Below are 24,556 nucleotides of genomic sequence, written 5' to 3'. Positions count from 1 at the left end.
CTCAGATCCGCAGGCCCCCGTCGACGCGCACCACCTGGCCCGTCACGCCGCGCGCCCGGTCGGACACCAGGAAACCGACCAGGGAGGCCACTTCCTCGGGGGTGCCGAAGCGGCCCAACGGGATCCGAGGCGCCCACCTGCCCTCGTAGGCCCGCGTCGTCCGGGTGCTGATGAAACCCGGCGCCACGGCGTTCACCCGGACGTCGAACCGCGCCAGCTCCTTGGCCAGCGACAGGACGAAACCGGTGAGCGCGGCCTTGGACGACGCGTAGTTCACCTGCCCGGCGTTGCCGTCCAGGCCCACCACCGACGACAGCACCACCACCGCCGCGCCGGGGCGGTCCACGAGGTCGGGGACGACCTCGCGCGTCATCCGGAACACCCCGGTGAGGTTGACCTCCAGCACCCGGGCCCACGCCTCGTCGCCCATCCTGGCCAGCCAACCGTCCCGCATGACGCCGGCGTTGTTGACCAGCACCGAGATCGGCCCCAGGGTGGCGCGCACCCGCTCGACGAACCGCCGCACCGAAGCGGGGTCGGTCACGTCGCACCGCGCGCCCAGCACGGCCCGGCCGCGCGAGCGCGCCTCCTCCACCACCTGCCGCGCCGACTCGTCGTCGGACTCGTAGCAGAAGGCGACGTCGTGGCCGTCGCGGGCCAACCCGGCGACCACCGCGCGGCCGATCCCGCGCGAGCCGCCCGTCACCACGGCCACCCGGCCGCTCACGGGGAGACCGCGTCGGGAACGCCGCTCGCGGCGGTGTCGGCTGCGCGGCTCGCGGCGGTGCCGGATGCGCCGCTCGCGGCGGTGCCGGATGCGCCGCTCGCGGCGGTGGGCACCGAGATGTAACCGTGCTGGAGCGCGACGAGCACCGCCGTCGTCCGGTCGGCGACGGCCAGCTTCGCGAACAGCGAACTCAGGTAGTTCTTGACCGTCTTCTCGGACAGCCCCAGGCACCGGGAGATCCGGCGGTTCGACTGGCCCAGTCCCAGCAGTTGCAACACCTGCCGCTCCCGCGGGGTGAGGTTGTCGGCGCGCCTGCGGGGCGGCCCGGGAGCGCCGCCGCCGTCGGCGTCGTCATCGGCGGCGCGGCGGTCGGCAGGTCGCCGCGCCGGGGAACCGGGCGGGCGCCCCTGCCGGATCCCCTGCTCCCGCAACGCGATCGCGGCCAGGTCCGCCCCGGCCTGGTGCAGGGCGGCCACCCGGCGGACCCTGGCGAGGGCGTCCTCCATCGCCTCCTCGATGTCGCTGAACACCGCCTGCACCAGGAACGGGGGGATGGGGTCGGTGTCCTGGCGGAAGTGCACCCACCTCAGGCACGCGGCCAGCTCCTCCGGGCTCCGGTGGTGCAGGTGGGCGCGGAATTCCAAGCGGTCCACCACATCGGCCGGGGTCAAGCCGTTGACCTCCAGCCACCGCCGGAAGACCTGGGAGGTGGCGCCCGCGGGCCCCGCGGACGGGGGAGTGGGGTTCGAGCCGCTCATCAACGAGTCCCCTCGTCGACCGGTCGCAGCGCGCGTGGTTGCGCTTGGTAGTTGCCTGATTGCAGAATGTATCACGTACTGATGAAGCGGTACAGGCGGTTCCCTCCGTCGGCCGTCACGACGCGGACGGGGCTCAGCGGTGGAAGACAGTGCGGGACAACGGGGATCCTTCTGCGTCCGGCACGACGACGTCGAAGGCCGGCCGGTGCGCAGCCTGTGCGCGGGCAGCCGGTCGCCGGGCAAGCCCGGTGCGGTGCTCGTCCCCGCACTGGGCGTCCCGGAAGACCTCGGCGCACTCGCGCGCGAGTGCGCGCGGTGGACGGTTTCGTCCCTGCTCGACGTGTTCGCCCGCGACCGGCGGGTCGGGGCGGACCTGCCCGCCGTCACGGCCGTGACGGCGGCGTGGTTGCGGGCGGTGCCGACCGGACCCGTTGTGCTGGTGGGGCATTCCACAGGGGCGCAGGCCGCCCTGCAGGCCGCCGTCCGGGCGCCGGCGGCCGTGCGGGCACTCGTCCTGCTGTCACCGACCTTCGCGCCCGAGCTGCGCCGGGCGCCGGCCCTGCTGCGGGCCTACTTCCGCGACAGCGCGCACGAACCGCTCGACCTGTGGAGGACCACCCTGCCGGGCTGCGCGCGGGTCGGCGCGACGACCCTGCTGCGGCTCGTGCGCTCGGCCCGGCACGACCGCCCGGAGGACGCCGTCGCCGACGTCCGGTGCCCGGTCCTCGTCGTGCGTGGCGAGCGCGACGCCCTGTGCCCCGCCCACTGGGCGGAAGGGCTCGGCGCCGCGGCTCGGCAGGGCCGGTGCGCGACCGTCCCCGGAGGGCACGGCTTCCCGCACGTGCACAGCAGGCACACCGCCGACCTCATCGCCCGCTTCGCCGAGGAGTGCCGGTGACCGGCCCCGGCCGACGCGGCGGCCCCCTGCACCGCGGACGCGCCGATCCCCGGGCGCGGGGAGGTCGCGGTCGCCGGGGACAGGACCACCGCGGCGGCCCGCACGTAGGCTGTGCGCGACCTCGGAAGAGTGCGTTGACGCGGTAGAGGGGGAAAGCGGTGCCTGCAGTGGTGCGGACGGGCCGGTTCGGCCTGCTGCTCGCGCTGCTGCTCGTGCTGCTCGGGGTGAGCGCCGCGGTGGCGCCGGGTTCCGGCGGCGGGGCTTCGGCGCCGCTGCACGGACCGCTGCACGGACCGCCGGTGCTCGGCGAGTCGACGTCGGCCGCGCCGTCGATGAACGACGACCTGCACGACTGGTTGCGGGTGTCGGTGGGGGTGCGCAGCGCGTCGACCACGACCCTGGTGGAGACCTGGTGGGTCGTGTGCCCGTGCGCGACCGTCGAGCGCGCCCTGCGGGGGCGGTCGTCCCTCGACCTGGTCGGTGCTGCCGGTGCTGCGGCTGCCGAGCCGACACCGCGGTCGAGCCGGGCGCCTCCGGTCGCGTGATCGGACCCGACCCGCTCTGAAACCGCGCTCGACGCGGCTGCCGCGCCCCCCGCTCGGAGGTGGCGCCGGTCCGCGTGCGAGCCGTCGACCCGTGCTCTGGAAAGGCTTTTCGATGTCTGTCGTTGTGCTCGTGCTGCTCGCGGCCACGGTCCTGGCCGCGGCCGGCCTCATGGTGGCCATGTTCGTCAAGGACGAGCCGTTCTACGGCGCCGTGGGGCTCGGCGTCCTGTCCGGCCCCGGCAGCGTGATGGCGCTCGTGCACCTGGCCGTGGCCTAGTAACGCCCGGGAACCCGACGCCCCGGCGGAGCCGCCGGGGCGTCGGGGCGGTCCGGTCGGCCACGACGCGGCCGACCGGACCGCCCCTCCGGGAGCGGGCGGCTCCCCCTCACGGTTCGATGAGGCCGGCGCGGATCGCATAGCGGGTCAGTTCCAGCCGGTCCTTCAACCCGAGCTTCTGGAGCAGGTTCGCGCGGTGCCGCTCGACGGTCTTGACGCTGATGACCAGCAGGCCGGCGATGTCCTTGGAGGAGTGGCCCTCGGCGACGAGCTTGAGGATCTCCTCCTCGCGGTCGGTGATGGCCTTGTCGGGCAGGCCGTGGCCCTCCCGGACCCGGTGCAGGTAGTCGCGGATCAGCGCGGTGACGGCGCCGGGGTAGAGGAACGGCTCGCCGCGCATGGCGGCGCGGCAGGCTTCGACCAGGTCCCGGTCGGCGACGGACTTCAGGACGTAGCCGGACGCGCCCGCCTTGAGCGCTTCGAAGAAGTACTGCTCGTTGTCGTACATGGTCAGGATGAGGATGCGCAGCGCCGGCTGGAGGCGGGACAGCTCCCGCGCGGCCTGCAGGCCGGTCAGCCGCGGCATGGCGATGTCGAGGATGGCCAGGTCCGGCTGTTCGGCGCGGGCCTTCTCGATCGCCTCGGCGCCGTCGCCCGCCTCGGCGACCACGGTGAGGTCGGGTTCGCCGTCCAGGATCAGCCGGACTCCGCGGCGCACCAGCGCGTGGTCGTCGGCGAGCAGGACGCGGGTCGTCGGCTCGGGCATGGTCAGGCGCTCCTGCCAGGGGTCGGTACGCGCAGCCGCACCTCGGTGCCGCCGCCCGGGTGGGGGCCGACGGTGAGGTCGGCGCCGATGAGCAACGCGCGTTCGCGCATCCCCAGGATGCCGGAACCCTCGGGGGCCTGGCCGAGTCCGCGGCCGTCGTCGCGGATGCGCAGGTCCACCCCCGCCGGGTCGTGGGCGAGGGTGAGGTCAAGGTGGCGGGCGTGCGCGTGGCGCGCGACGTTGGTGATGGCCTCCTGCGCGACCCGGTAGACGACCAGCTCGACCTCGTTGCCCAGCTCGGGGAGGTCGGCGTCGAACCGGCGGCGCACCGACAGCCCGCTGTGCCCGGCGATCTCGGTGGTCAGCGCCTTGAGCGCGCTGATCAGCCCGAGCTCCTCCAGCACGCCGGGGCGCAGCCGGCGGGCGATCCGGCGGATCTCGTCGAGGCTGCCGCGGGTCGTCTCCTGCACCTGGTGCAGCTCGTCGCGCACCGTGGGCGGCGCGTGGTCGGCCACCCGCTTGAGCTCCAGCAGGACGGCGGTGAGGGTCTGGCCGACCTCGTCGTGCAGTTCCCGGGCGATGCGGCTGCGCTCGGCTTCCTGCGCGGACAGGGCGCGGGCGGCGCTGGCGCCGCGCTCGGCCTCCAAGCGGTCGAGCATGGTGTTGAAGGTCCTGATGAGACCCGCGATCTCGCCGCGCCCGGTGGCCGCGGGGCGCGGGCCGGGGCGCAGCAGGTCCGTCGTGGTCATCGCGCGGGTGAGCCGGTCCAGCGGGGCCAGGCCCAGCCGCAGCAGCGCGGCGTTGGCGACCAGCATCACCGCCAAGCCCGCCGAGAGGATCACCGCCTCGGTGAACAGGACCGGGGTGGACACCGTCACCGGCCCGAGCAGCAACGCCGCCGCGGCCACCACCAGCACCGCGGCGTTGAGCGGGAAGATCCGCCAGAACAGGGACACGGTCACGGCCTCCTTCGCCTCCAGGCTGCCGGGGGGTCGGCGCCCTTGTCCACCCGGGCCGGCGCCCACCCGGCGCGTACATGCCGCCACCACCCGCGAATGGGTGCCGGCACCGATTGTCCCGCCACCGGGCGCCGCACAGACTGGTGTGGACGGTTGCCACGCCGGAGGAAGAGGTGACGCCGTGCTCGGATCGGAACAGCAGACCCGTGAACCGCCGACGGCGGCGTCGGTCGCCGGCGCCGCGATCCCGACGCTACAGGCACACCTCCACCGCCACGCCGAACAGGTTGATTTCATGCACGCTAGCGATATCGCGGTGAACGTGCCGACGGTCACCGTCCACGACCCGGTCGCACAGGCCGTGCGGGTGATGGCGGTGAGCCGCCTGCCCGGCCTGATCGTCGTCGACGACCGCTCGCGCCCCCTCATGGTGCTGCCCGGGACCCAGGTGCTGCGCCTGGCCGTTCCCGGCGCCTACCAGGACGACCCGGCGCTCGCGCGAGCGGTCGACGAGGCCCACGCGGACCACTTCTGGCAGGAGTTGGGCGACCTGACCGTCGCCGACTGCGCCCCGCGCCGACCGGTGAAACCGGTGACCGTGCGGGCGGACGCGACCCTGCTGGAGGTCGCGGCGCTCATGGCGCGTCTGCACAGCCCCCTCGTGGCGGTGGTCGACGGGAGCGGCGTGCTCCTGGGCGCCGTCACGCTGGAGCGCCTGATCACCAGCCTGGCGGTGTTCGGCAACGTCGAGTAGCGGCTGACACCGCCCGCCCCCACCCCATCCCCGCGCCCGCACCCGCATCCGCTCGCGGGTGCGCTGCGCCGTGTCCTCCGAGGAGTGTGCCTTCAGTGTGCCCGAGTGCCGCGACCACCCGATCAGCCGGCCGCGAACCCGTCGCGTGCCGGGGCCGCGCCGACGACCGGACCGGCCCTCCGGGTCGTGACCGATGAGCGCCGTCCTCGCCCTCGGGATCTTCCTGGTCGCGTTCTTCTTCATCGCCACGGAGAAGGCGGACAAGCTCAAGGTGGTGCTCATCGCCTCGGGCGCGATGGCCGTCCTGGGCCTGGTCCCCGGCGCCGAGGTGTTCTTCTCCGAGCACGCCGGCATCGACTGGAACGTCATCTTCCTGCTGTTCGGCATGATGGTCATCGTCGGGATCGTCAAGCAGACCGGCATCTTCGACTACCTCGCCATCTGGGCGGCCAAGAAGGCGAAGGGCAAGCCGTACCGCCTGATGGTGATGCTGATGGCGATCACCGCCGTGGCCTCGCCGTTCCTCGACAACGTCACCACGATCATGCTGGTCGTCCCGGTGACCATCGTGGTGTGCAACCGGCTGCGCATCGCGCCCCAGCCCTACATCATCGCCGAGGTGCTCGCGTCCAACATCGGTGGCGCGGCGACGCTCATCGGCGACCCGCCCAACATCATCATCGGCAGCCGGGCCGGGTTGACCTTCACCGACTTCCTGGTCCACATGGCGCCGATCGTGGTCGTCATCTTCGCGGTGTTCGTGCTGCTGACCAGGGTGCTGTTCCGCAAGTCCTTCCAGCACAACCCCGAGCACGTCGCGGCGGTCATGGCGCTCAACGAGCGGCGGGCCATCACCGACGCCCGGATGCTGCGCCGCTGCCTGGCCGTGTTCGCCGTGGTGGTCCTCGGGTTCAGCCTGCACTCGGTGCTCCACCTCGACCCGGCCGTCGTCGCCCTGGTGGGCGCCGGGCTGATGATGCTGGCCACCGGCGCCGACGTCGGCGACGTCCTGCGCGAGGTCGAGTGGCACACCCTGGCCTTCTTCATGGGCCTGTTCGTCATGGTCGCGGGACTGGTGCACACCGGCGTCATCGAGACGCTGGGCAGCTGGGCCGTGCAGGGGTTCGGCGACAACCACTTCCTCGCGGCCACCGCGTTGTTGTTCGGCTCCAGCGTGTTGGGCGCCTTCTTCGACAACATCCCCTACGCCGCCACCATGAGCCCCGTCGTGGAGGGCATGGTGGCCGGGATCGCGGACCCGGCGACCGGGCAGGCGCTGTGGTGGTCCTTCGCGCTCGGCGCGGACTTCAGCGGCAACGGCACCGCGGTGGCGGCCAGCGCCAACGTCGTCGCCATCGGCATCGCGGCGCGCACCGGCAACCACATCAGCTTCTGGCAGTTCACCAGGTACGGCATCGTCGTGACGGTGCTGAGCACGGTGATGGCCTGGGGCTACGTCTGGTTGCGCTACTTCATGTGACCCGGGAGACCCCCGGGCGGCGCCGTGCGACAGGCGGCGGAGCGGGTGGCGGGCCGTGCGGCCGGCCGCCCGCTCCGCGGATTGTCGGTGTGGGCCGGCAGGTTCGAGCGCGTGACCCGTCCCGTGCCCGCGCTGCTGCGCGACCCGGCCTTCCGCCGGTACTTCCTCGCCCGGACGTCCTCCCACCTCGGAGACGGCCTGATCCCCGTCGCGCTGCTGTTCGGCGCGTTGCGGCTCGGGGCGTCGCCGACCGAGCTGGGGCTCGTCCTGCTGGCCGGCCGGTTGCCGGTCGTGGTGTTCACCCTCGTCGGCGGGGTGGTGGGCGACGTGCTGTCGCGTCGCGCCGTCATGCTCGCCGCCGACGTCGTCCGCTGCGCCTCCCAGGGGCTGACGGCCGCCCTGCTCGTCACCGGGGTCGCGACCCTGTGGCACCTGGCCGCGTTGCAGGCGGTGGCGGGCGCGGCCCACGCCTTCTTCACCCCCGCCGCGGCGGGCCTGGTCGCCGACATCGTGCCCGAGGCGCAGCGCCGTCAGGCCAACGCCCTGGTCACCACCACCCAGAACGCCGCGACGCTCGTCGCCCCGGTGGTGTCGGCGGCGCTGGTGGCCGCGGTCGGCGCGGGCGTGTCCTTCGCCGTGGACGCGGTCACGTTCGCGATCAGCGCCGCCGCGCTCGTCGCGCTCAAGGCGCCGGACCGGTCGGTGCCGCGGCGACCGGCGCTGCTGACCGCCGCGCGGCACGGGTGGCGGGACTTCCGCACCCGCCCCTGGTTGCAGGCCACCACCGTCCAGGTCGCCGTCATCAACGGGGTGTGCATCTCGCCGTTCCTGGTGCTCGGCCCGGTCATCGCCGAACAGCGGCTGGGCGGCCCCCTGGCGTGGGTGCTGATCGGCAACGGCTACGCCGCGGGCGCGCTGCTGGGCAGCGCCCTGGCCCTGCGCTGGCGCCCGCGGCGCCCGCTGCGGGTCGCCGTCACCATCCCCGCCGCCCTGGCCCCGCTGCTGGTCCTGCTCGCCGCCGGCGCGCCGGTCTGGGCGCTCGCCGCCGCGGCCGTCCCCGCCGGGGTGCAGTCCGCCCTCTACGCGGTGCTCACCGAGACCGCGCGGCAGGTCCACGTGCCCGCCGACCTCGTCGCCCGGGCCACCGGCCTGTCCACCGTCGTGGGCCTGGCCGCCGCGCCCGCGGGCATGGCCCTGGCCGGGCCGGCGGCCGAGCGCGTCGGCACGCACGCGGTGCTGCTCACCGGCGCGCTGGTCGCCGTGCTCAGCGCGCCGCTGGCGCTGGCCGTGCGCTCCGTGCGGCAGCTGCCGGCCGACGGAGCCCCCCGCGGTCAGAACGCGTAGCGGACGCGCAGGTACGGGGCGTGCCGGGCGATCAGGCCCAGCAGCTCGTCCAGCAGGCCGCGCTTGAGGCCCCGCCGGTAGCGGACGTTGACGCCGCCGCCCTCGCTGCGCTTGGACTCCTGCAGGTCGGGCCGCCACAGGACGTCCTCGGCGCGGGGGTGCCAGCGCAGGTTCACCTCGTGCAGCGCCCGGTTGTGGGTGAGCATGATGACCTCCGCGGCCAGCTGGTCGCGGGTGGCGGGGGAGGCGGCGTCGCCCAGCGCCGCCAGCAGTTCGCGCCAGTCGTCCAGCCAGCCGTCGTGCACGACCACGGGGCTGAGGTTGACGTGCACCTCGTACCCGGCGGCGCGGAAGTCGTCCAGGGCGGCGAGGCGCTCGGCGATCGGGCTGGTGCGGATGTCGAGGAGCTTCGCGGTGCGCTCGGGCATCAGGGAGAACCGCACGCGGGTGCGGCCCCCCCGGGTCCCAGTCCAGCAGGTCGCGGTTGACGTGCTTGGTCGCGAAGGACGCCTTGGCGGTGGGCAGGCCGCGGAACAGCCCGACCAGGTCGCGCACGTTGTCGCTGACCAGGGCGTCCACCGAGCAGTCGGAGTTCTCCCCGATGTCGTAGACCCACGCCCGGTCGTCCACCTGGTCGGGCGCGGTCATCGGGCCCTGCCGAGCGACGTGCCGGGCCAGGTAGCCGGTGATCTGCTCGATGTTGGCGAACACCGTGATCGGGTTGGAGTAGCCCTTGCGCCGGGGCACGTAGCAGTACGCGCAGGCCATGGCGCAGCCGTTGGCCGTGGACGGGGCGATGAAGTGGGCCGAACGGCCGTTGGGCCGGGCGCTGAGCGACTTCTTCACCCCCAGCACCAGCGCCTCCCGCTTGATGCGCACCCAGCGGCGGGCGTTGGCCTCGTCGCCGTGCAGCTCGGGGATGCGCCAGTGGTCGTCGACCTCCACGCGCTCGGCGTCGGGGAACCGGTCGAGCACCTCGCGCCCGCGCGGCAGTTCCGCGGCGGCGGGCTCCACGTAGATGCGGGTGGGCGAGAGCAACGGCTGGTCGGTCACCCCTCCAGTGTCCTAACGAGACCGACGCGGTGCACGCCGGGAGGCGCTTTGTGGGTCGGTTCACGTCCAAGGCGCGGTGTCCCGACCGCCGCGCCCCCCGTGCCGGCGGCAGGCGGTCGGCAGGGCGCCCGGAACGGCACACCCGGGAAGTGGCCCGGCCACTCCCGCTCCGGGGCCCGGCCGCGGCGCGGTCCCGCACCGGTCCGGCGGCCCGGACCTCACCGGGGCCAGCGGGAACATCGTCGGCGGGCGCTCGGACGCGTGGATCCACCGGGGCCTGCTCGACAACTGCTGATCGCGGGCTGGGCAGCGCCTGCGGTCCAGGGGGGCCGCAAGCGCCGCCTTGCCCGTCAGCGGGCTGAGCCACCCCGGAAGCGCTGTCCGATGGCCGGAACCCGAGCGGGCGGCCGGGCCTCGGTCCCGGCGGCGCATTCGAGGTCGTGCGCCGGTCGTCGCCCGCCGAGCAGGTACCCGGGCGCGGGGGGACGGGCGTGCCGTCCGGTGGCAGCGGGGTGTCGGTGCCCAACGCCTTCCACAGCGCCGCCGGCCTGGTGAACGCGGCGTCACCGCTGCCGCAGAGGCCCACGAACGTCAACATGCGGAACTGCGGACCGGTCAGGACCTTTTCGCACAGGCCGATGCCTCCTCGACGGCGCACCTGCGGCGCACCGGAACGGGATCCTCGACCGGTCGTGCGGACCAGGGCGTCGACCCGTCTCGCGACGCTTCCCGGACCCCGGCTTCGTCGGCGCGGTCGCGCCGGCGCCTCAAGTGGGAACCACGGCGTCGGGGCGCGGTCAAGATCGGGGGAACTTACCGACCAAGGTCTGACCTCGGGGTTCACCTTCGTCTCGAACCTCGATGCCGACACGGCGGGGGAACCGCCCGGCGTCGGCGCCGAACGCGCTAAAGGGCTTTTCCGGGTCGGTGTGGCGCGGGGTTCGCGCACCGCCGCCTGCCGCCTTCTGCGACGGCCCGATCGGGGACTCGCACACCCGGGCGGACGCCTGCCGGGAGCCCCTCGGCGGTCCGACCGGCGGGTGACACCCGCCGGTCGGACCGGTCACGAAGCGGGGCCCAGGTCGGCGAGCTTGCGCTCCAGCACCGCGCGCTCGCGCTCGTTGCCGCACCGCCGCACCGCCGCCTCCAGCTCGGTCCGGGCCTCGGCGGTGCGCTGCAAGCGGATGAGCAGCTCGCCGCGCACGCTGGGCAGCAGGTGCGAGTCCGCCAGCGCCCCGTCGGCCACGAGCCCGTCCACCACCGGCAGCGCCGCGGCCGGCCCGTGGGCCATGGACACCGCCACCGCCCGGTTGAGGTCGACCACCGGGGACGGCGCGAGCCGGCCGAGCGCCTCGTAGAGGAGCACCACGCGCTCCCAGTCCGTCTCCCGCACCGACGGGGCGACGGCGTGGCACTCGGCGATGGCCGCCTGCAGGCCGTAGGCCCCCAGCCCCCGGCCGGCCCGCTCCGCGCGGGCCAGGGCCGCCCGCCCGCGGCGGATCGCGGCGCGGTCCCAGCGGCGGCGGTCCTGGTGCTCCAGCAGCACCGGTTCGCCGTCCGGGCCGACCCGGGCCGGGAAGCGCGCCGCGGTCAGCTCCAGCAGCGCCAGCAGCCCGTGCACCTCCGGCTCGTCGGGCGCCAGCCGGGCCAGCACCCGCGCCAGGCGCTGGGCCTCGCCGGCCAGGTCCAGCCGGATCAGGCTGCTGCCGGAGCTGGCCGAGGACCCCTCGGTGAAGATCAGGTAGACGACGTTGAGCACCGAGCCCAGCCGCTTGCGGCGCTCCTCGGCGGCGGGCAGCCCGAACGGCACCCGGGCCGCGGCGAGCGTCTTCTTGGCCCGGGTGATCCGGGCCTGCACGGTGGCGGTGGGCACCAGGAACGCGCGGGCGATCTCGTCGCTGCCCAGACCACCGACCACGCGCAGGGTCAGCGCCAGCCTCGCCTCCCGCGACAGCACCGGGTGGCAGGAGATGAACATCAGCGCCAGCACGTCGTCGTCGACCTGGTCCGGGTCCCACAGGACGTCCTCGGCGGCGCCGGGGGCGCCGCCCTCACCCAGCTCCTGGGCGAGGGCGGCGTACCGCTCGTCGAGCGCGGAGCGCCTGCGGAACGCGTCGATCGCGCGGCGCTTGCCGACGGTGAGCAGCCACCCGGCGGGGTTGCGCGGCACGCCGTCGCCCGGCCAGCTCACCAGCGCCTCCGCCAGCGCTTCCTGGGCCAGGTCCTCGGCCAGGGCGAAGTCGCCGGTGTACCGGGCGAGCGCGCCGACGATCCGCGCGGAGTCGATCCGCCAGACCGCGGCGACCGCCTCCCGGCCGGTGTGGTCGGCCATCACGCGACCAGCCCCTCCCGCGTCGGTCCGCCTCAGAGCTGCCCGGTGGCCTCCCGCCACGCCCGCTCCTTCCGGATCCACTCGTTGTCCTGCGGGAACTCGTCGATCGTGGTGACCCGGCGGATCTCGGTCTTGAGCCCCGGCCCGGTGAACGGCGCCCGCTTGGCCCACTCGACCGCCTCCTCCTTCGAGGCCACGTTGAGGATGTAGAACCCGCCGAACAGCTCCTTGGTCTCCCCGTACGGGCCGTCGGTGGCCACCGGGGGCTCCGCGGAGTGGTCCACGACGACGCCGTCGGCGGCGGAGTCCAGGCCCTCCGCGGCCACCAGCACGCCCGCCCGGATCAGCTCGTCGTTGAACCTGCCGACCGTCTCCAGCATCTGGTCGAAGTCGAAGTCGGCCATGCCGGCGAAGGACTCGTCGGTGGCGCGCATGATCAGCATGTACTTCATGGTCTCGATCTCTCCGGGTACTCGGCGGGGTTCCTCGCGAACCCTCTCACGGCCATAGGTCGAACGGGCCGCCCGCCGGATCGACACCTCCGGGAAAAAATTTCCCCCGGATCTCGGACGAGCCGATCACCGCAGGTCGGAGGGGGTGCGCGGGGATCGTGCCCGGCCCCTGTCGGACGTCCGCGCGGCGGGGGCGGGCCCCGCCGGGCCCGGCGACGCGCGCCCGCCGGCGACGGCCCGACCACCCGTGCGGGCGATTTGCCGGCGCGGTCCCGCCCCTATCGGGGCAACGCGGACGCGGGTCCCGGATGACCGCAGTACGGTCGCCGACGTGCCCCGGGACGCGCGTTCCCGGCCTGATCGGACTCCTGCGAAGGTGAAGATGGCTCTCCTCGTCCGCAGGTCGTCGTCGGGAGCGGTCCGCGCGCCCGGGGCGGGGGTGGAGGGCGAGGCGCGCACCGCCCGCCCGGGTGGTCCCCGTCGGTGGCCCGGGGGTCCGCCGTCCCGGCGGGCGACGGCGCGCGGTGCCCCGTGAGGCGGCGGGCGCACGAGGGCGGTCCCGGCGGCGCGGCGACCGCGACACCACCCGACCACCCCGCTGCCGGGCGGGGCGCCGGGCCCGCCGAGCGGCCCCGGCGCGCGTCGCCCTCGGCGGCGCTGCGCGAACGGCTCGCCGCGCGGCGCGGCGCGGTGGCGGTGGTGCTGCTGCTGGAGCTGGGCGCGCGGGCCGTCGGGCTGGTCCAGCCGCTGGCCGCCCGCGAGGTGGTCGACGGCGTCGGCGCCGCGGGCGGGCCGGGCGGCCCGATCGCGGTGCTGGGTGCGCTGGCCGCCGTGGGGTTGGTGCTCAACTACCTCGCCTACGACCAGCGGGGCAGGTTGAGCGAGAAGCTGGTGCTCGACCTGCGGCGCACGGCCGCGCGGCGGGTCGTCCTCGCCCCGGTCCCGGCGGTGGCGTCGCGGCCCGTGGGCGACGTGCTGTCCCGGATCGGGTCGGACACCACCCTGGTCCAGCAGACGGTGGTCAAAGCGCTGGTGGACCTGGTCGTCGTGCCGCTCACCGCCGTGGTCGGCATCGTCCTGATGCTGTTCGTCGACGTGTTCCTGGCCTCGCTGGTCCTCGGGCTGCTGGCCGTGGCCGCGGTCGTGGAGCTGGGGGTGTTCCGCCGGTTGGCGCGGGACACCGAGCGCGGCCAGCAGCACGTCGGCGCGATGACCGGCGTCGTGCACCGGGTCCTGCTCGCGCTGCGGACGGTCAAGGCGTCGTCGATGGAGCACCGCGAGGCCGAGTCGTTCGACCGGGAGGCCGGGTCGGCCTACCGGGCGGGCCTGCGGGTCGCCCGGACGGGGGCGTGGGCGGACACCGTGGCCTACGCCTCGGTGGACCTGACGTTCCTGACCGTCCTGGCCGTCGGCGTCCTCCGGGTCGGCTCCGGCGCGGTCGGGGTGGGCGACCTGGTGGCGATCCTGCTCTACCTGGTCTACATCCAGGACCCGGTGGAGTCGCTGACCGAGTCGGCGAGCCGGCTGTCGGAGGGGGTGGCCGCGCTCCGGCGGATCACCGGCCTGCTCGACCTGCCCGCCGAGGCCGAGGTGGCGGCGCGCCGGCCGGGGCGGGCGCCCGGTGCGCGGGCCGGCGCGCGGGACCGGCTCCTGCGGCTGGACCACGTCTCCTTCGGCCACGGCGACCGCGAAGTGCTGCGCGACGTCACCATCGAGGCGCGGCCGGGGCTGACCGTGCTCGTCGGTCCCTCGGGGACGGGCAAGACGACGGTCCTGAGCCTGGTCGAGAGGTTCGTCGACCCGGACCGGGGGCGCGTGCTGCTCGACGGGCAGGACGTGCGCGACCTCGACCTGGCGCACCTGCGCCGGCGCGTGTCGTACGTGGAGCAGGAGGCGCCGCTGCTGGGCGCGACCATCCGCGAGGCGGCGGGCTACGGGGTCGACGGGCTCGCCGAGGACGGGCTGCGCCGCGTCCTGGCCTCCGTCGGGCTGGCCGAGTGGGTGCGCGGCCTGCCGCGGGGGCTCGACACCGAGGTGGGCGAGCGCGGGGTGCGGATCTCCGGCGGCCAGCGCCAGCGCATCGCCGTCGCCCGCGCGCTGGCGCGCGACAGCGAGGTGCTGCTGCTCGACGAGGCGACCTCGCAGCTGGACCCGCTCAGCGAGCAGACCCTCGTGGAGTCGATCGTGCGCGACCACGGCGACCGCATCGTGCTCGCCGTGACGCACCGGCTGCCCCTGGTCCTCCAAGCCGACCAGGTGGTCCTGCTGCACGGCGGCTCGGTGCACGCGTCCGGCGCGCACGAGCAGCTCGTGCACGACCCGACCTACCGGAAGGTCCTCGCGTTCCCCGCCGTCGACCGGTGACCGGCCGGTCGGTGCCCCCCACGGAAATGGACAGGAGAGGGCGTTGGTCAAATCGTTGCGCGACTGGATAGCCGAGGACGTGGACCCCGTGCGGGGCGAGTCGGTGAAGTGGCTGTCGGAGAACTACTTCTTCCGGGACCCGATGCGGCACACGCACGTCGACCCGGCGTACTTCTTCTCCCCGGCGGACGGGGTCGTCCTCTACCAGGGGGTCGTCGAGCCCGACGCGCCGGTGGTCGACATCAAGGGCAGCCCGCACACCGTGCGCGACGCCATCAGGGACGACGGCTACGACCGGGTCAGCCTCGTCATCGGCATCTTCATGACCTTCTACGACGTGCACGTCAACCGCGTGCCGTACTCGGGCCGGCTGACCTACCGGGAACTGGACGCGATCGACACGGTCAACCGGCCGATGCTCGACGTGGAGAAGGAGATCCTGGAGCGGCTCCGGGTCCCCGCCGAGGGCCGGGAGTACCTCCGGCACAACCAGCGGGTGGTCAACCGCGTCGACTCCGCCGAGCTGGGCCGGGCCTACCACCTGCTCCAGCTCGCCGACTACGACGTCGACGCCATCACGCCCTTCACCCTGGCCCAGCACCGCCCGGTCCGGCAGGGGTCGCGGTTCTCGCAGATCCGCTTCGGGTCGCAGGTCGACCTGATCATCCCCGTGGGGGGCGGCCTGGACCTGCAGCCGCTGTGCGAGCCGGGCCAGCACGTGCAGGCGGGCCTCGACCCGCTGGTCCGCGTCGTCGGCAAGTGACCCCGGGCGAGCTCCCGGGCGAGCCCCGGGCGAGTGAACCCGGCGAACCCAACGAGTTCAAGGAGGAGCAGCACGATGGACCCGAACACCGGACCCGCGCCCACCAACCCCACGCGGCTCAACCAGCCCGCTTTCCTGCTCAACCCGCCGTTCTCCCTCTCGACGGAAGTGCCCAACAACATCTGGATGGAGGAGCTCGACCCGGCCGAGAGGGCGTGCGACCCGAGCCGCGCGATGGCCCAGTTCACCGCGCTCTACCGGCACCTGGCGGCGGAGAGCCTGGTCTACCTCCTGCCGACACCCCGCTCCGAGGGCCTGCAGGACCTGGTCTACACGGCCAACCTCGGCATCGTCCTGGAGCACCTGCCGGACCCGGCCACGGTCGTGATCTCCAACTTCACCTCCGCCCCGCGCCGGGGCGAGACCGAGGTCGGCGTCCGGTTCTTCGAGTCCATGGGGTACCGCACCGCGGTGCCGGAGACCAGGTTCGAGGGGGAAGCGGACCTCAAGCACCTCCACGACAACGTCTACGTCGGCGGTTACGGCCTGCGTTCGCAGCGGGAGACCTACGAGTGGCTCGAACGCACCTACGACATGGTGGTCGTGAAGCTGGCCGCCACCGACCCCTACCTCTACCACCTGGACGGCACGGTCTTCCCGATCACCACCGAGCAGACCCTCGTGTGCACCGCGAAGTACGAGCAGGACGAGCTGCGCCTGCTGGAGAAGCACACCGAGGTCATCGACGTGTCCGTCGACAGCGCCTACAGCGGGCTGTGCAACTCGGTGCGGCTCAACAACACCATCATCAACTCGTCGGACGTCCACGACCTGCGCGCCGGCAGCGAGGACTACCAGAAGGAGGTCCAGAAGAACCGCGAACTGGAGGACATCGCCGCGAACCTGGGCTTCGAGGTCGTGCTGCTCAACATCAACGAGTACTACAAGAGCGGCGCGATGCTGTCCTGCATGGTCATGCACCTCAACCGCAACTCCTACCGGTTCAAGCTCCTGTGATGACCTCGGGCCGCACCGGGCGCCCGGCGGCGGTTCCGCGACCGCGCGGCGGTTGACCCCCGATCGACGCGGTCCGCGGCAGCCCGGCCTGCCGCGGGCCGCGGGCGCCGTCCTCTTCGGTCGCCCGGTCGAGTGGTCGGCCCGTGGGTGGCGCGCCCCGGGTTTCACCTGGAGAGGCGAATCAGCCCGATGTGGACGGTCGACGGGGGCGGATGTTCGTAGAGTCCGGGACATCGCGCCGATCACCGTGGTGGGCGCGTCGTGCGAACCGAGGTCCCATGCGATGACCAGTGTCTTGAAAGACCACAAGTTCAGCATCGTCTTCGACTGGTTCGACCAGGGCAAGGACGGCCGGCTGACGCAGGACGACTTCCAGGCCACCGCCCGGATGTTCGCCCAGGTGGCGCGGGAGGACGACCACGCCACCGTCACCGCCCTCCACGACGCTTTCGACGCGTGGTGGGGGCTGGTGCTCGAACACGGGGACACCGACGGCGACGGCGGTGTCTCGCGCGAGGAGTTCATCACCGTCATGCAGGTCAACGTCACCGCTCCCGAGCACTTCGACGGCGCGGTCATGGCGATCGCCGACGCGGTGATCAACGCCCTGGACACCGACGACGACGGCGTCCTGAGCCTCGACGAGTACGTGCGCCTGTTCGAGGCGCTGGGCATACCGCGCGAGTTCGCCCGCGAGGCGTTCGCCAAGCTGGACCGCGACGGCGACGGGACGGTCAGCCACACCGAGTTCCGCCAGGCCATCTCCGACTTCTACCTCAGCGCCGACCCGGACGCGCCGGGCAACTACCTCCTCGGACCGGTCAGCCCGTAGCACCGGGCCGCCCGGCCGGGCGGCCCGGGGCCGCAGCACCCCGCCGCGACGGCCACCGCGCGGCCGACCGGTGTGCTAGCTTCCCGGGAATGCGCGGGAAGTCGACGTACAGCCGGTTATCGGTCGCGTCCGCCAAGACGTTCGCGGCGTTCGCCTCCGTGGTGGCGTTGTCGCTCGTGGGTTCGGCGACGGTCGTGCACGCGGACACCCCGGTGGCCGCCGCCGACAGCGAGCCGTCCTCCCGGCGCCACCGCGAGTGCGCGACCCCGTCGATCGACCGGTTGCAGCAGTGGCTCGCCTCCGGGGAGGGCGCCACCGCGCCGCCGACCGGCAGCCTGCTCGTGCGCAAGGGCCGCGGGTACGCGGCCGAGGTGGACTTCCTCGGCACCGACTGGCACGTGGTCGTCGTGTGGCTGGGCAACCAGTTCGAAGCGCAGGCCGACCTGTCCCGGTCGGCGGGCTTCTGGCTGACCTACAGCGCGACCGACGACCTCTACGTCCAGTTGCGACCGGCCTCGCACTGGAGCGGCGGCGACAAGTGGCTCGTCCGGGTGCCGTCGACCGGCGGCAGGCTCGTGCGCAAGTTCTTCAGCTTCTCGCCCGACAAGTGGACGTGGCTGCCCGAGCTGGGCAAGCCGTCGTACCCGTTCGCGTCGGCGCTGGCCGAGGCGCGCGGCCTGGTCTTCGTCGGCAAGACCCCGAACGAGATCGAGTTCCGCGGGCTGCGCGTCCACGGCTACCGCCCACCGTGCCGGTGACCGGCGAGCCCGTGCGGCCACGGCCGGTTCGCGGTCGCCCGCCGGAGCCCGGTGCGCCACCGGCGGCGCGCGCGGTTTCGCCGCCGCCCGGACGGGTAGCCGACGCCGGTACCGCACCAGAGCGAGGGGAGAGGCGATGACCGCACCCGAACCCGGCCCGCTGCCCGACGAGGCCGCGGAGGCCGACGCCTTGGAGCAGCGCGTCACGGCCACCGAGGCGGACGAGGTCGACGACGGGCCCCCGGCGGCGACCGGGACCGACGCCGCGCCCCTGGAGGCCAACCCGGCGGACGTCGCCGAGCAGCAGCAGGCCGTGCCCCTGGACCCCGACGACGGCCCCGCGGCCGACGACCTGTGACCTGACCACCCGGACCGCGCCGGCCGGCGCGCGGGTGCGGCCCCCGGGCCGGTGTCGCCTACTCTTCGTGGGTGCTTGGTGAGGATCGGTCTTGGCAGTCGGTGTTCGCGGGGATCGTCAACCGGTCGCACCTGGCGACCGCCGACGACCTGCCCGGCATCGTGGACGAGGCGACCGCGCGGGTCGGGCTGGCGGTGGAGCTGTACCTGGTCGACCTCGGCCAGCGGGAGCTGCACCCGGTCCGGCCGCGGGGCGGGCCGTCGTTGTCGATCGGGTCCACGCTGGCGGGCCGGGCGTTCGCCCGGCTGGAGCTGGCCGTCGCGACCGCCGAGGACGGGCGGGCGCAGCTGTGGGTGCCGGTGCTGGACGGCACCGAGCGGCTGGGAGTGCTGCACGTGACCCTGCCCGCGGGCGCCGACCCGCAGGACAGGGCGCTGCGCGGGCACTGCTGGGCGTTGGCCGGGCAGATCGCGCACCTGGTGGTGAGCAAGCAGCTCTACAGCGACCTGTTCCACCGCGTGCGCCGCACCCGCCCGTTGTCGGTGGCCTCCGAGCTGCTGTGGCAGCTGCTGCCGCCGGCGGTGTTCGCCACCGACCGGGTGGTCATCGCCGCGGCGATGGAGCCCTACGACCGGGTCGGCGGCGACGGCTTCGACTACGCCGTGGACGACGGCCGCGCCTACGTGGCGATCTTCGACGCGATGGGCCACGACCTGCACGCCGGGCTGACCACCTCGATCGCGCTGGCCGCCACCCGCAACGCCCGCCGCGCCGGGGCGGACCTGGTCGCCACCGCCGCGCTGGCCGACGACACCATCGTCACCCACCGCCCGCCCGGCACCTTCGCCTTCGCCACGGCGCTGCTGGCGAACCTGGACCTGGACACCGGCGAGCTGTGCTACCTCAACGCCGGGCACCCGCCGCCGGTGGTGCTGCGCGAGGGCCGGGTGGTGCGGCTGCTCGACACCGTGGGCCGCCCCCCGCTGGGCCTGGGGCAGCTGACCCCGGCCGAGCCCACCGTGCTGCGCGAGCAGCTCCAGCCCGGCGACCGGGTGCTGTTCCACACCGACGGCGTCACCGAGGCCCGCAGCCCGCGGGGCGAGCAGTTCGGTCTGGACCGCCTGGCCGACCTCACCCAGCGCCACGAGGCCGCCGGCCTGCCCGCCCCGGAGACGCTGCGCCGGGTGGTGCGCGCCGTGCTCGACCACCAGGAGGGCCGCCTCCAGGACGACGCCACCCTGCTGATGGTGGAGTGGACCACCACCGACCAGCTCACCCTGCTGCCCGCCCTGTGAGCCGCGCTTCCCGGCCCGAACCCGGCGCCCGCCGCGACACCGGCGCCCGCCGCGACACCGGCTCGCGCGCGGGCCCGCCCGCCGGGGTGCCCTAGGCTCTCCGGGTGCCGGCGGACCACTGGGGGTGAGTCGAATTCCCGACGATGCCGGGCGGACGGCGAGGACGAGGTCCTCGACGGCGGGCAGGGTGCGGCGAGTGGTCGCGATCCCGGCGTTCCGCCGGCTCTGGCTCGCTACGTTCCTGTGCAGCACGGCGGACTGGTTGGCGCTGCTGGGGATTGCGACCCTGGTGGCCGGCAGCTCCGACGACTACGCGGTGCAGAACTTCGCCTTCTCCGGCGTGGTGCTGGGCAACCTCGTCCCCGGCCTGCTGTTCGCGCCGGTCGGCGGCCTGCTCGCCGACCGGTTCGACCGGCGCGTCCTGATGGCCGTCGGGGACGTCCTGCGCTGCTCGCTGCTGCTGTCGGTGGTGTTCACGGACCTGCCGTGGTGGCCGTTCGCTGCGAGCTTCCTGGCGAGCAGCGTGGCGATGGTGTGGATCCCGGCCAAGGAGGCCGCGGTGCCCAACCTGCTGCGCGGGCGCGACCAGGTCGAGACCGCCAACCAGGTCGGCATGGTGACGACCTACGGGTTCGCGGTCGTGGCGGGCGGCGGCCTGCACGCGCTGGCCGGGATCGGCCCGTCGCTGGGGCTGCCCGCCGACCTGCTCGGCGCGAACGGGGCGATCAGGCTCGCGATCGGCGTCGCGGCCCTGCTCTACCTCGCCAGCGCCGCCCAGGTGGCGCTGCGCGTGCCGGAGCTGTCGCTGCGCGTGCCGGGGCTGCCGCCGCGCCGGACCGCCGAGCGCGACGACCGGGCGGGAGCCGGGGCGGGGCAGGGCGGGGGCACCGGCGTCGTGGCGATGATCCGCGACGTCGGGCACTTCGTCCGGACCACCCCGGTGGTGCGCGGGCTGATCATCGGCGCGCTGGGCGCGTTCGCCGCGGGCGGGGCCGTCGTCGGGTCCGCGCAGCCCTACGCCAACAGCCTGCCGGCCGGGCAGGCCGGGTTCGGCCTGCTGTTCGCCGCGGTCTTCGTCGGCCTGGCGATCGGCATGGTCGGCGCGCCGGGGCTGGCCGGCAGGCTGGCGCACGAGCGGCTGTTCGGCGCGGCCATCGTGCTGGCCGGGGTCGCCCTGGTGCCGGCCGCGCTCTCGCCGCACCTGCTCGTGTCCCTGGTCGCCGTCGTCGTCGTGGGCGCCTGCGCGGGAGCGGCCTTCCTCACCGGCGTGACGATCATCGGCTCGCGGGTCGCCGACGACGTGCGGGGCCGGGTCAACGCCCTCTACCAGGGGCTGATGAAGGTCGTGCTCGGCTCGTCGCTCGCCGTCGTGCCGGTCCTCGTCGGCCTGGTCACACCGCGGACCGCGCACGTGCTCGGCAACGAGGTCGTCATCGACGGCACCCGCCCCGTCCTGCTCGGGGGCGCCGTGCTCGCCTGCGTGGCCGGTGTGCTGGCCTACCTCCAGATGGACGACCGCGGATCGGGGCCCGCCCCGCGCGCCGCCCCGCGCCCGCGGCGCGGCGTCGTGGCCGAGGAGGACGCCTCGTCGCCCGGCGGGCAGCCGCGGCCCTGCCCGTGCTGCGCCGGCCCGGGAGGCCCCTGGTCGGGGCCTTGACCGGGGGCCGCACCGCCCGATCGGGGTCGACCGGGGCGCCGGGCCTCCCGCGGCGGTAATCGGTTGGGGCGGTCGCGCCGGTCCGGATAGGTTCGGGCCCGTGGATGCGACCGCGCCCTCGATCCTGGCCATGGCGGACCTGGCCACCCCCATGGCCATCCGGGTGGCCGCGACGCTCGGGCTGGTCGAGCGCGCGGGGAGCGCGGGCGCGACGGCGGACCGGCTCGCCGCCGAGACCGGGACCGCGGCGCCGGCCCTGCGCCGCCTGCTCGACCACCTGGTCGAGATCGGCGTCTTCGACGTGGACTCCGACCGCTACCGGCCCACGGGCCTCGGCGCGCAGCTGGGCGAGGACGCCCCGGAAGGGGTCAAGCGCCTGCTGGACATCACCAGCGCCGGCGGGCGCGCCGAACTCGCCTTCGTCGAGCTGCTCGGGACGATCACCACCGGCGCTCCCGCCTACGCGCACCGGTACGGGCGCGACTTCTGGGCGGACCTCGACGCCCGGCCCGACCTGCGGCGCTCGTTCGACGCCCAGATGGAGTGGCGGTTCCGCGCGCAGGCGGCGCAGATCGCCGAGCGCTTCGACTGGGGCCGCTTCCGCGAGGTCGTCGACGTCGGCGGGGGAGACGGGGCGGTGCTCGCCGCCGTCCTGCGCGCCCACCCCGGCCTCCGCGGGCGGGTCGTGGACCTGCCGCCGACGGCTGCCGCCGCCGCCGACCGGTTCGCGGCGGCCGGGTTCGGCGACCGGGCCGGCGCGGTCGCCGGCAGCTTCTTCGACCCGCTGCCCGCCGGGGCCGACGCCTACCTCCTGTCCGACGTCCTGCACGACTGGGACGACGACCGCGCCCGCCGGATCCTGGCCGGGTGCCGTCGGGCCGCCGCGCCGAACGGCGTCGTGGTGGTGGTCGAGCCCGTGCGGGGGCGGGGGGTCGGCACCGCGATGGACCTGTTCATGCTGATGTGCTTCGGCGGCCGGGAGCGGACGGTCGACGAGCTGACCGCGCTGGCCGCCGACTGCGGGCTCGTGCTCCGCGGCTCGGGGCCGGTGGCCGACGGGCGGACGGTGCTGGAGTTCGGCGTCGCGGCGGTGGGCGAACCCGGCTGACCGGCCCCGGTTGATCGGCCCCGGCCGACCGGCCCCGGCTCCGCGCCGTGCGGAACCGGGGCGCACCGAGCCCGTCTCACCGGCCTCGTCTCACCGGGCCCGTCTCACCGGGCCCGTCTCACCGGGCCCGTCTCACCGGGCCCGTCTCACAGGGCGAGGCGCGGCCAGGACCGCGTGTCCCGCAGCAGCTGCCGGTCGTGCGTGGCGATCACCACCGCGGCCGGGGTCGACCCGAGCGCGGCGGTCAGCTCGTCGACGAGCGCGGCCGACAGGTGGTTGGTCGGCTCGTCGAGCAGCAGCACGTGCGGGCGGGCGGCCAGCAGCAGCGCCAGGTCCAGCCGCCTGCGGGCGCCGACCGACAGCTCGGCCACCGGCCGCTGCCGGTCGTGGCCGCTGAGCAGGCCCAGCTCGCCCAGCCCCGGACCGGCCGCGCCCGAGCGGGCGAGCTGCCGGTCGTACAGCTCCGCGGCCGTGCGCGCGCCCGGCGGGTCGGACTCCTGGCCCAACCGCCCGACCCGAGCCGAGCGGGCGCGGGTGACGACGCCCGTGCCCGGCTCCAGGTCGCCCGCCAGCACCGCCAGCAGGGTGGACTTGCCCGCGCCGTTGGGCCCGGTGACCACCAGCCGGCCGCCGGGGCCCAGCGCCAGGTCGACCGGGCGCGTGAGCCTCCCGGCCACGGTCACCCCGTCGGCCCGCAGCAGCGTCGCCGCGCCGTGCTCGGGCAGGTCGGGCAGGACGAACCGGGCCGGCGGCCGCGGGACCTCCACCACGTGCGCGGCCAGCTCCTCCTGCCGCCGGTGCACGGCCCGCACCAGGCCGGGCGCGCGGGTGGCGCGGGTGTGCTTGCCGTGCCCCTTGGCCGGCCGCCAGCCGTCGCGCAGCCGGTCCTGCGCCGCGGACAGGTCGTCGGCCAGGCGCTGCCGCTCGGCGACCTGCTCGGCGTGCAGGGCCTCCCAGCGGGCGCGCTCGGCCCGGCGGGCCTCGGCGTAGGCGGGGTAGCCGCCGCCGTAGACCCGCGGCTGGCCGTCGCTGGACGGGTCGAGGTCGACCACGGAGGTGGCCACGTCGGTCAGCAGCGCCCGGTCGTGGCTGACCAGGACGACCACGCCGGGGTGCGCGCGCAGCCGCTCGGTGAGGTGGTCGAGCCCGCCCGCGTCGAGGTGGTTGGTCGGCTCGTCGAGCAGCAGCACCGGGTGCCCGGCGCCGAGCAGGCAGGCCAGCCGCACCCGGTGGCGCTGCCCGACCGAGAGGGCGCCGAGCGGGCGGGAGCGGTCGTCGACGGCGGCCAGCGCGGCCAGCGAGACCGCGACCCGCCGGTCGGCGTCCCACGCGTCGAGGGCCTCGGCCTCCGCGAGCGCTGCGGCGTAGGCGTCGCCCGCGCCGGGGCGGCCCTCGGCGAGCGCCCCGGCGGCGTGCTCCAAGCGGGCCAGCGCACCGCGCACGGCGGCCAGTTCGAGGTCGATCAGGGCGCCGACGGTGTCCGCGGGGCCGAGCGGGATCTGCTGGTCGGCGACCCCGACCGAGCCCGCGCGGCGCACCTCGCCGCGGTCGACGGGCAGCTCGCCGGCGAGCACCCGCAGCAGCGTGGTCTTGCCGCGGCCGTTCTCGCCGACCACGGCGACCCGGTCACCGGCGGCGGCGACGAGGTCGACCCCGGAGAGCACGGGGCGCCCGCCGAGGGAGAGGTGGACGTCGGACGCGCGGACGTGCGCCGCGCGCACGAGGGCGGGGGAGAGGTGGGACGACATGACGGGGACTGCCTCCGAGGGGAAGTGATGCGCAGGAAGGACGAAGTCCGGTACCGCGGTTCCCGGTACCGGTGGAGGCGTCGTCCCTCAGAGGAAGAACAGGTGCTGCATCACGGGCGCCAGCGTAGGGCGGACCGACGGGCCGCGCACCCGGATTACCGCCCGGCGGGGGCCGTCGCGATCGACCACCGCAGGGCCGCCGGGTCGCTGATGCCCGCCGTGGCCGCCCTGGGACGGGACCACCGCGCAACGCGATCAGGTGGCGGGGAGTTCTTCGCCGGTCACCAGCGAGTGCAGGCGCCCCGGCGGCA

24 protein-coding genes and 1 pseudogene are annotated in these 24,556 nt (G+C 74.8%); 16 read left to right on the top strand and 9 right to left on the bottom strand.

From position 1 onward, the window contains the following. Position 1 precedes the first annotated feature (1 nt). Together fabG and JOE68_RS02615 are read right to left on the bottom strand one after the other, a co-directional pair. Positions 2 to 727 carry a 3-oxoacyl-ACP reductase FabG gene (fabG, locus tag JOE68_RS02620; RefSeq protein WP_204840750.1) on the bottom strand — a complete coding sequence of 242 codons (726 nt, stop codon included), beginning with the start codon at positions 725 to 727 and terminating at the stop codon, positions 2 to 4. Next, positions 724 to 1,485 (bottom strand): helix-turn-helix transcriptional regulator, encoded by a 762-nt coding sequence (locus tag JOE68_RS02615; protein ID WP_239562103.1) that lies wholly within the window; start codon positions 1,483 to 1,485, stop codon positions 724 to 726. The genes fabG and JOE68_RS02615 overlap by 4 nt, the downstream gene beginning before the upstream one ends. Positions 1,486 to 1,624: 139 nt before the next feature. Between JOE68_RS02615 and JOE68_RS30785 the strand changes: the two genes are divergently transcribed. The 3 genes from JOE68_RS30785 to JOE68_RS02600 all read left to right on the top strand — a co-directional run bounded on the left by JOE68_RS30785 (position 1,625) and on the right by JOE68_RS02600 (position 3,205). Next, complete coding sequence (locus JOE68_RS30785; protein WP_204840749.1) at positions 1,625 to 2,383, top strand: alpha/beta fold hydrolase; 759 nt, start codon at positions 1,625 to 1,627, stop codon at positions 2,381 to 2,383. Positions 2,384 to 2,541: 158 nt separating this feature from the next. Further along, positions 2,542 to 2,928 carry a hypothetical protein gene (locus JOE68_RS02605; protein ID WP_204840748.1) on the top strand — a complete coding sequence of 129 codons (387 nt, stop codon included), beginning with the start codon at positions 2,542 to 2,544 and terminating at the stop codon, positions 2,926 to 2,928. 112 nt (positions 2,929 to 3,040) lie between these two features. Further along, entirely contained in the window at positions 3,041 to 3,205 is a 165-nt protein-coding gene (locus JOE68_RS02600) for a hypothetical protein (RefSeq protein ID WP_204840747.1), read from the top strand. Between the two features lie 109 nt (positions 3,206 to 3,314). Here JOE68_RS02600 and JOE68_RS02595 read toward each other — a convergent pair whose 3' ends face one another. Together JOE68_RS02595 and JOE68_RS02590 are read right to left on the bottom strand one after the other, a co-directional pair. Next, on the bottom strand, positions 3,315 to 3,971 hold the full coding sequence (locus JOE68_RS02595) for a response regulator (protein WP_204840746.1): 657 nt from the start codon (positions 3,969 to 3,971) through the stop codon (positions 3,315 to 3,317). Between the two features lie 2 nt (positions 3,972 to 3,973). Then, entirely contained in the window at positions 3,974 to 4,933 is a 960-nt protein-coding gene (locus tag JOE68_RS02590) for a HAMP domain-containing sensor histidine kinase (RefSeq protein WP_307819458.1), read from the bottom strand. A 292-nt stretch (positions 4,934 to 5,225) separates the two neighbouring features. Here JOE68_RS02590 and JOE68_RS02585 point away from each other — a divergent pair, with 292 nt between their 5' ends. The 3 genes from JOE68_RS02585 (at position 5,226) to JOE68_RS02575 (ending at position 8,508) form a co-directional block, all read left to right on the top strand. Then, a complete protein-coding gene (locus tag JOE68_RS02585; protein WP_204840745.1) occupies positions 5,226 to 5,684 on the top strand; it encodes a CBS domain-containing protein in 459 nt (152 codons plus the stop codon). A gap of 193 nt (positions 5,685 to 5,877) precedes the next feature. Beyond that, positions 5,878 to 7,164 carry an ArsB/NhaD family transporter gene (locus JOE68_RS02580; protein WP_204840744.1) on the top strand — a complete coding sequence of 429 codons (1,287 nt, stop codon included), beginning with the start codon at positions 5,878 to 5,880 and terminating at the stop codon, positions 7,162 to 7,164. 111 nt (positions 7,165 to 7,275) lie between these two features. Further along, positions 7,276 to 8,508 carry an MFS transporter gene (locus JOE68_RS02575; RefSeq protein ID WP_204840743.1) on the top strand — a complete coding sequence of 411 codons (1,233 nt, stop codon included), beginning with the start codon at positions 7,276 to 7,278 and terminating at the stop codon, positions 8,506 to 8,508. Here the strand turns inward: JOE68_RS02575 and JOE68_RS30780 are convergent. Continuing rightward, entirely contained in the window at positions 8,496 to 8,936 is a 441-nt protein-coding gene (locus tag JOE68_RS30780) for a spore photoproduct lyase family protein (RefSeq protein WP_239562101.1), read from the bottom strand. The genes JOE68_RS02575 and JOE68_RS30780 overlap by 13 nt on opposite strands. Positions 8,937 to 8,992: 56 nt before the next feature. Here JOE68_RS30780 and JOE68_RS31660 point away from each other — a divergent pair, with 56 nt between their 5' ends. Then, positions 8,993 to 9,118, top strand: coding sequence for a hypothetical protein (locus tag JOE68_RS31660; RefSeq protein ID WP_275584698.1), 126 nt, complete (start codon positions 8,993 to 8,995; stop codon positions 9,116 to 9,118). 98 nt (positions 9,119 to 9,216) lie between these two features. Here JOE68_RS31660 and JOE68_RS32375 read toward each other — a convergent pair. The 3 genes and pseudogenes from JOE68_RS32375 to JOE68_RS02560 all read right to left on the bottom strand — a co-directional run. After that, positions 9,217 to 9,483 (bottom strand): annotated as a pseudogene (locus JOE68_RS32375) (spore photoproduct lyase family protein); the annotation flags it as partial. A gap of 1,141 nt (positions 9,484 to 10,624) precedes the next feature. Further along, positions 10,625 to 11,893 carry an RNA polymerase sigma factor gene (locus JOE68_RS02565; protein WP_204840742.1) on the bottom strand — a complete coding sequence of 423 codons (1,269 nt, stop codon included), beginning with the start codon at positions 11,891 to 11,893 and terminating at the stop codon, positions 10,625 to 10,627. Between the two features lie 32 nt (positions 11,894 to 11,925). Next, positions 11,926 to 12,345: a YciI family protein gene (locus JOE68_RS02560; protein ID WP_204840741.1), complete on the bottom strand. Its 420-nt coding sequence runs from the start codon at positions 12,343 to 12,345 to the stop codon at positions 11,926 to 11,928. Positions 12,346 to 12,876: 531 nt separating this feature from the next. Here JOE68_RS02560 and JOE68_RS02555 point away from each other — a divergent pair. The 9 genes from JOE68_RS02555 to JOE68_RS02515 all read left to right on the top strand — a co-directional run bounded on the left by JOE68_RS02555 (position 12,877) and on the right by JOE68_RS02515 (position 22,497). Then, complete coding sequence (locus tag JOE68_RS02555) at positions 12,877 to 14,709, top strand: ABC transporter ATP-binding protein (RefSeq protein WP_204840740.1); 1,833 nt, start codon at positions 12,877 to 12,879, stop codon at positions 14,707 to 14,709. A gap of 43 nt (positions 14,710 to 14,752) precedes the next feature. Further along, positions 14,753 to 15,472 (top strand): phosphatidylserine decarboxylase, encoded by a 720-nt coding sequence (locus JOE68_RS02550; protein ID WP_204840739.1) that lies wholly within the window; start codon positions 14,753 to 14,755, stop codon positions 15,470 to 15,472. A 75-nt stretch (positions 15,473 to 15,547) separates the two neighbouring features. Continuing rightward, the gene (locus tag JOE68_RS02545; RefSeq protein WP_204840738.1) at positions 15,548 to 16,489 is read left to right on the top strand and encodes a dimethylarginine dimethylaminohydrolase family protein; all 942 of its coding nucleotides are present in this window, start codon (positions 15,548 to 15,550) and stop codon (positions 16,487 to 16,489) included. Between the two features lie 283 nt (positions 16,490 to 16,772). Then, complete coding sequence (locus JOE68_RS02540; protein ID WP_204840737.1) at positions 16,773 to 17,321, top strand: EF-hand domain-containing protein; 549 nt, start codon at positions 16,773 to 16,775, stop codon at positions 17,319 to 17,321. 89 nt (positions 17,322 to 17,410) lie between these two features. After that, on the top strand, positions 17,411 to 18,079 hold the full coding sequence (locus tag JOE68_RS02535; RefSeq protein WP_239562099.1) for a hypothetical protein: 669 nt from the start codon (positions 17,411 to 17,413) through the stop codon (positions 18,077 to 18,079). A 136-nt stretch (positions 18,080 to 18,215) separates the two neighbouring features. Continuing rightward, positions 18,216 to 18,437 (top strand): Rv3202a family protein, encoded by a 222-nt coding sequence (locus tag JOE68_RS02530; protein ID WP_204840736.1) that lies wholly within the window; start codon positions 18,216 to 18,218, stop codon positions 18,435 to 18,437. 71 nt (positions 18,438 to 18,508) lie between these two features. After that, on the top strand, positions 18,509 to 19,732 hold the full coding sequence (locus JOE68_RS02525; RefSeq protein ID WP_204840735.1) for a PP2C family protein-serine/threonine phosphatase: 1,224 nt from the start codon (positions 18,509 to 18,511) through the stop codon (positions 19,730 to 19,732). Between the two features lie 196 nt (positions 19,733 to 19,928). Beyond that, on the top strand, positions 19,929 to 21,389 hold the full coding sequence (locus tag JOE68_RS02520; RefSeq protein WP_204840734.1) for an MFS transporter: 1,461 nt from the start codon (positions 19,929 to 19,931) through the stop codon (positions 21,387 to 21,389). 130 nt (positions 21,390 to 21,519) lie between these two features. Next, entirely contained in the window at positions 21,520 to 22,497 is a 978-nt protein-coding gene (locus tag JOE68_RS02515; protein ID WP_204845874.1) for a methyltransferase, read from the top strand. Positions 22,498 to 22,643: 146 nt separating this feature from the next. Here JOE68_RS02515 and JOE68_RS02510 read toward each other — a convergent pair whose 3' ends face one another. Continuing rightward, positions 22,644 to 24,245, bottom strand: a complete 1,602-nt coding sequence (locus JOE68_RS02510; protein ID WP_204840733.1) for an ATP-binding cassette domain-containing protein — start codon at positions 24,243 to 24,245, stop codon at positions 22,644 to 22,646. Positions 24,246 to 24,556 lie beyond the last annotated feature (311 nt).

The sequence above is a fragment of the Saccharothrix algeriensis genome (assembly GCF_016907655.1).
GTDB lineage: Bacteria > Actinomycetota > Actinomycetes > Mycobacteriales > Pseudonocardiaceae > Actinosynnema > Actinosynnema algeriense.
Note: the sequence above shows the minus strand (reverse complement) of the source record. Positions and strands in the feature narration are given on the sequence as shown.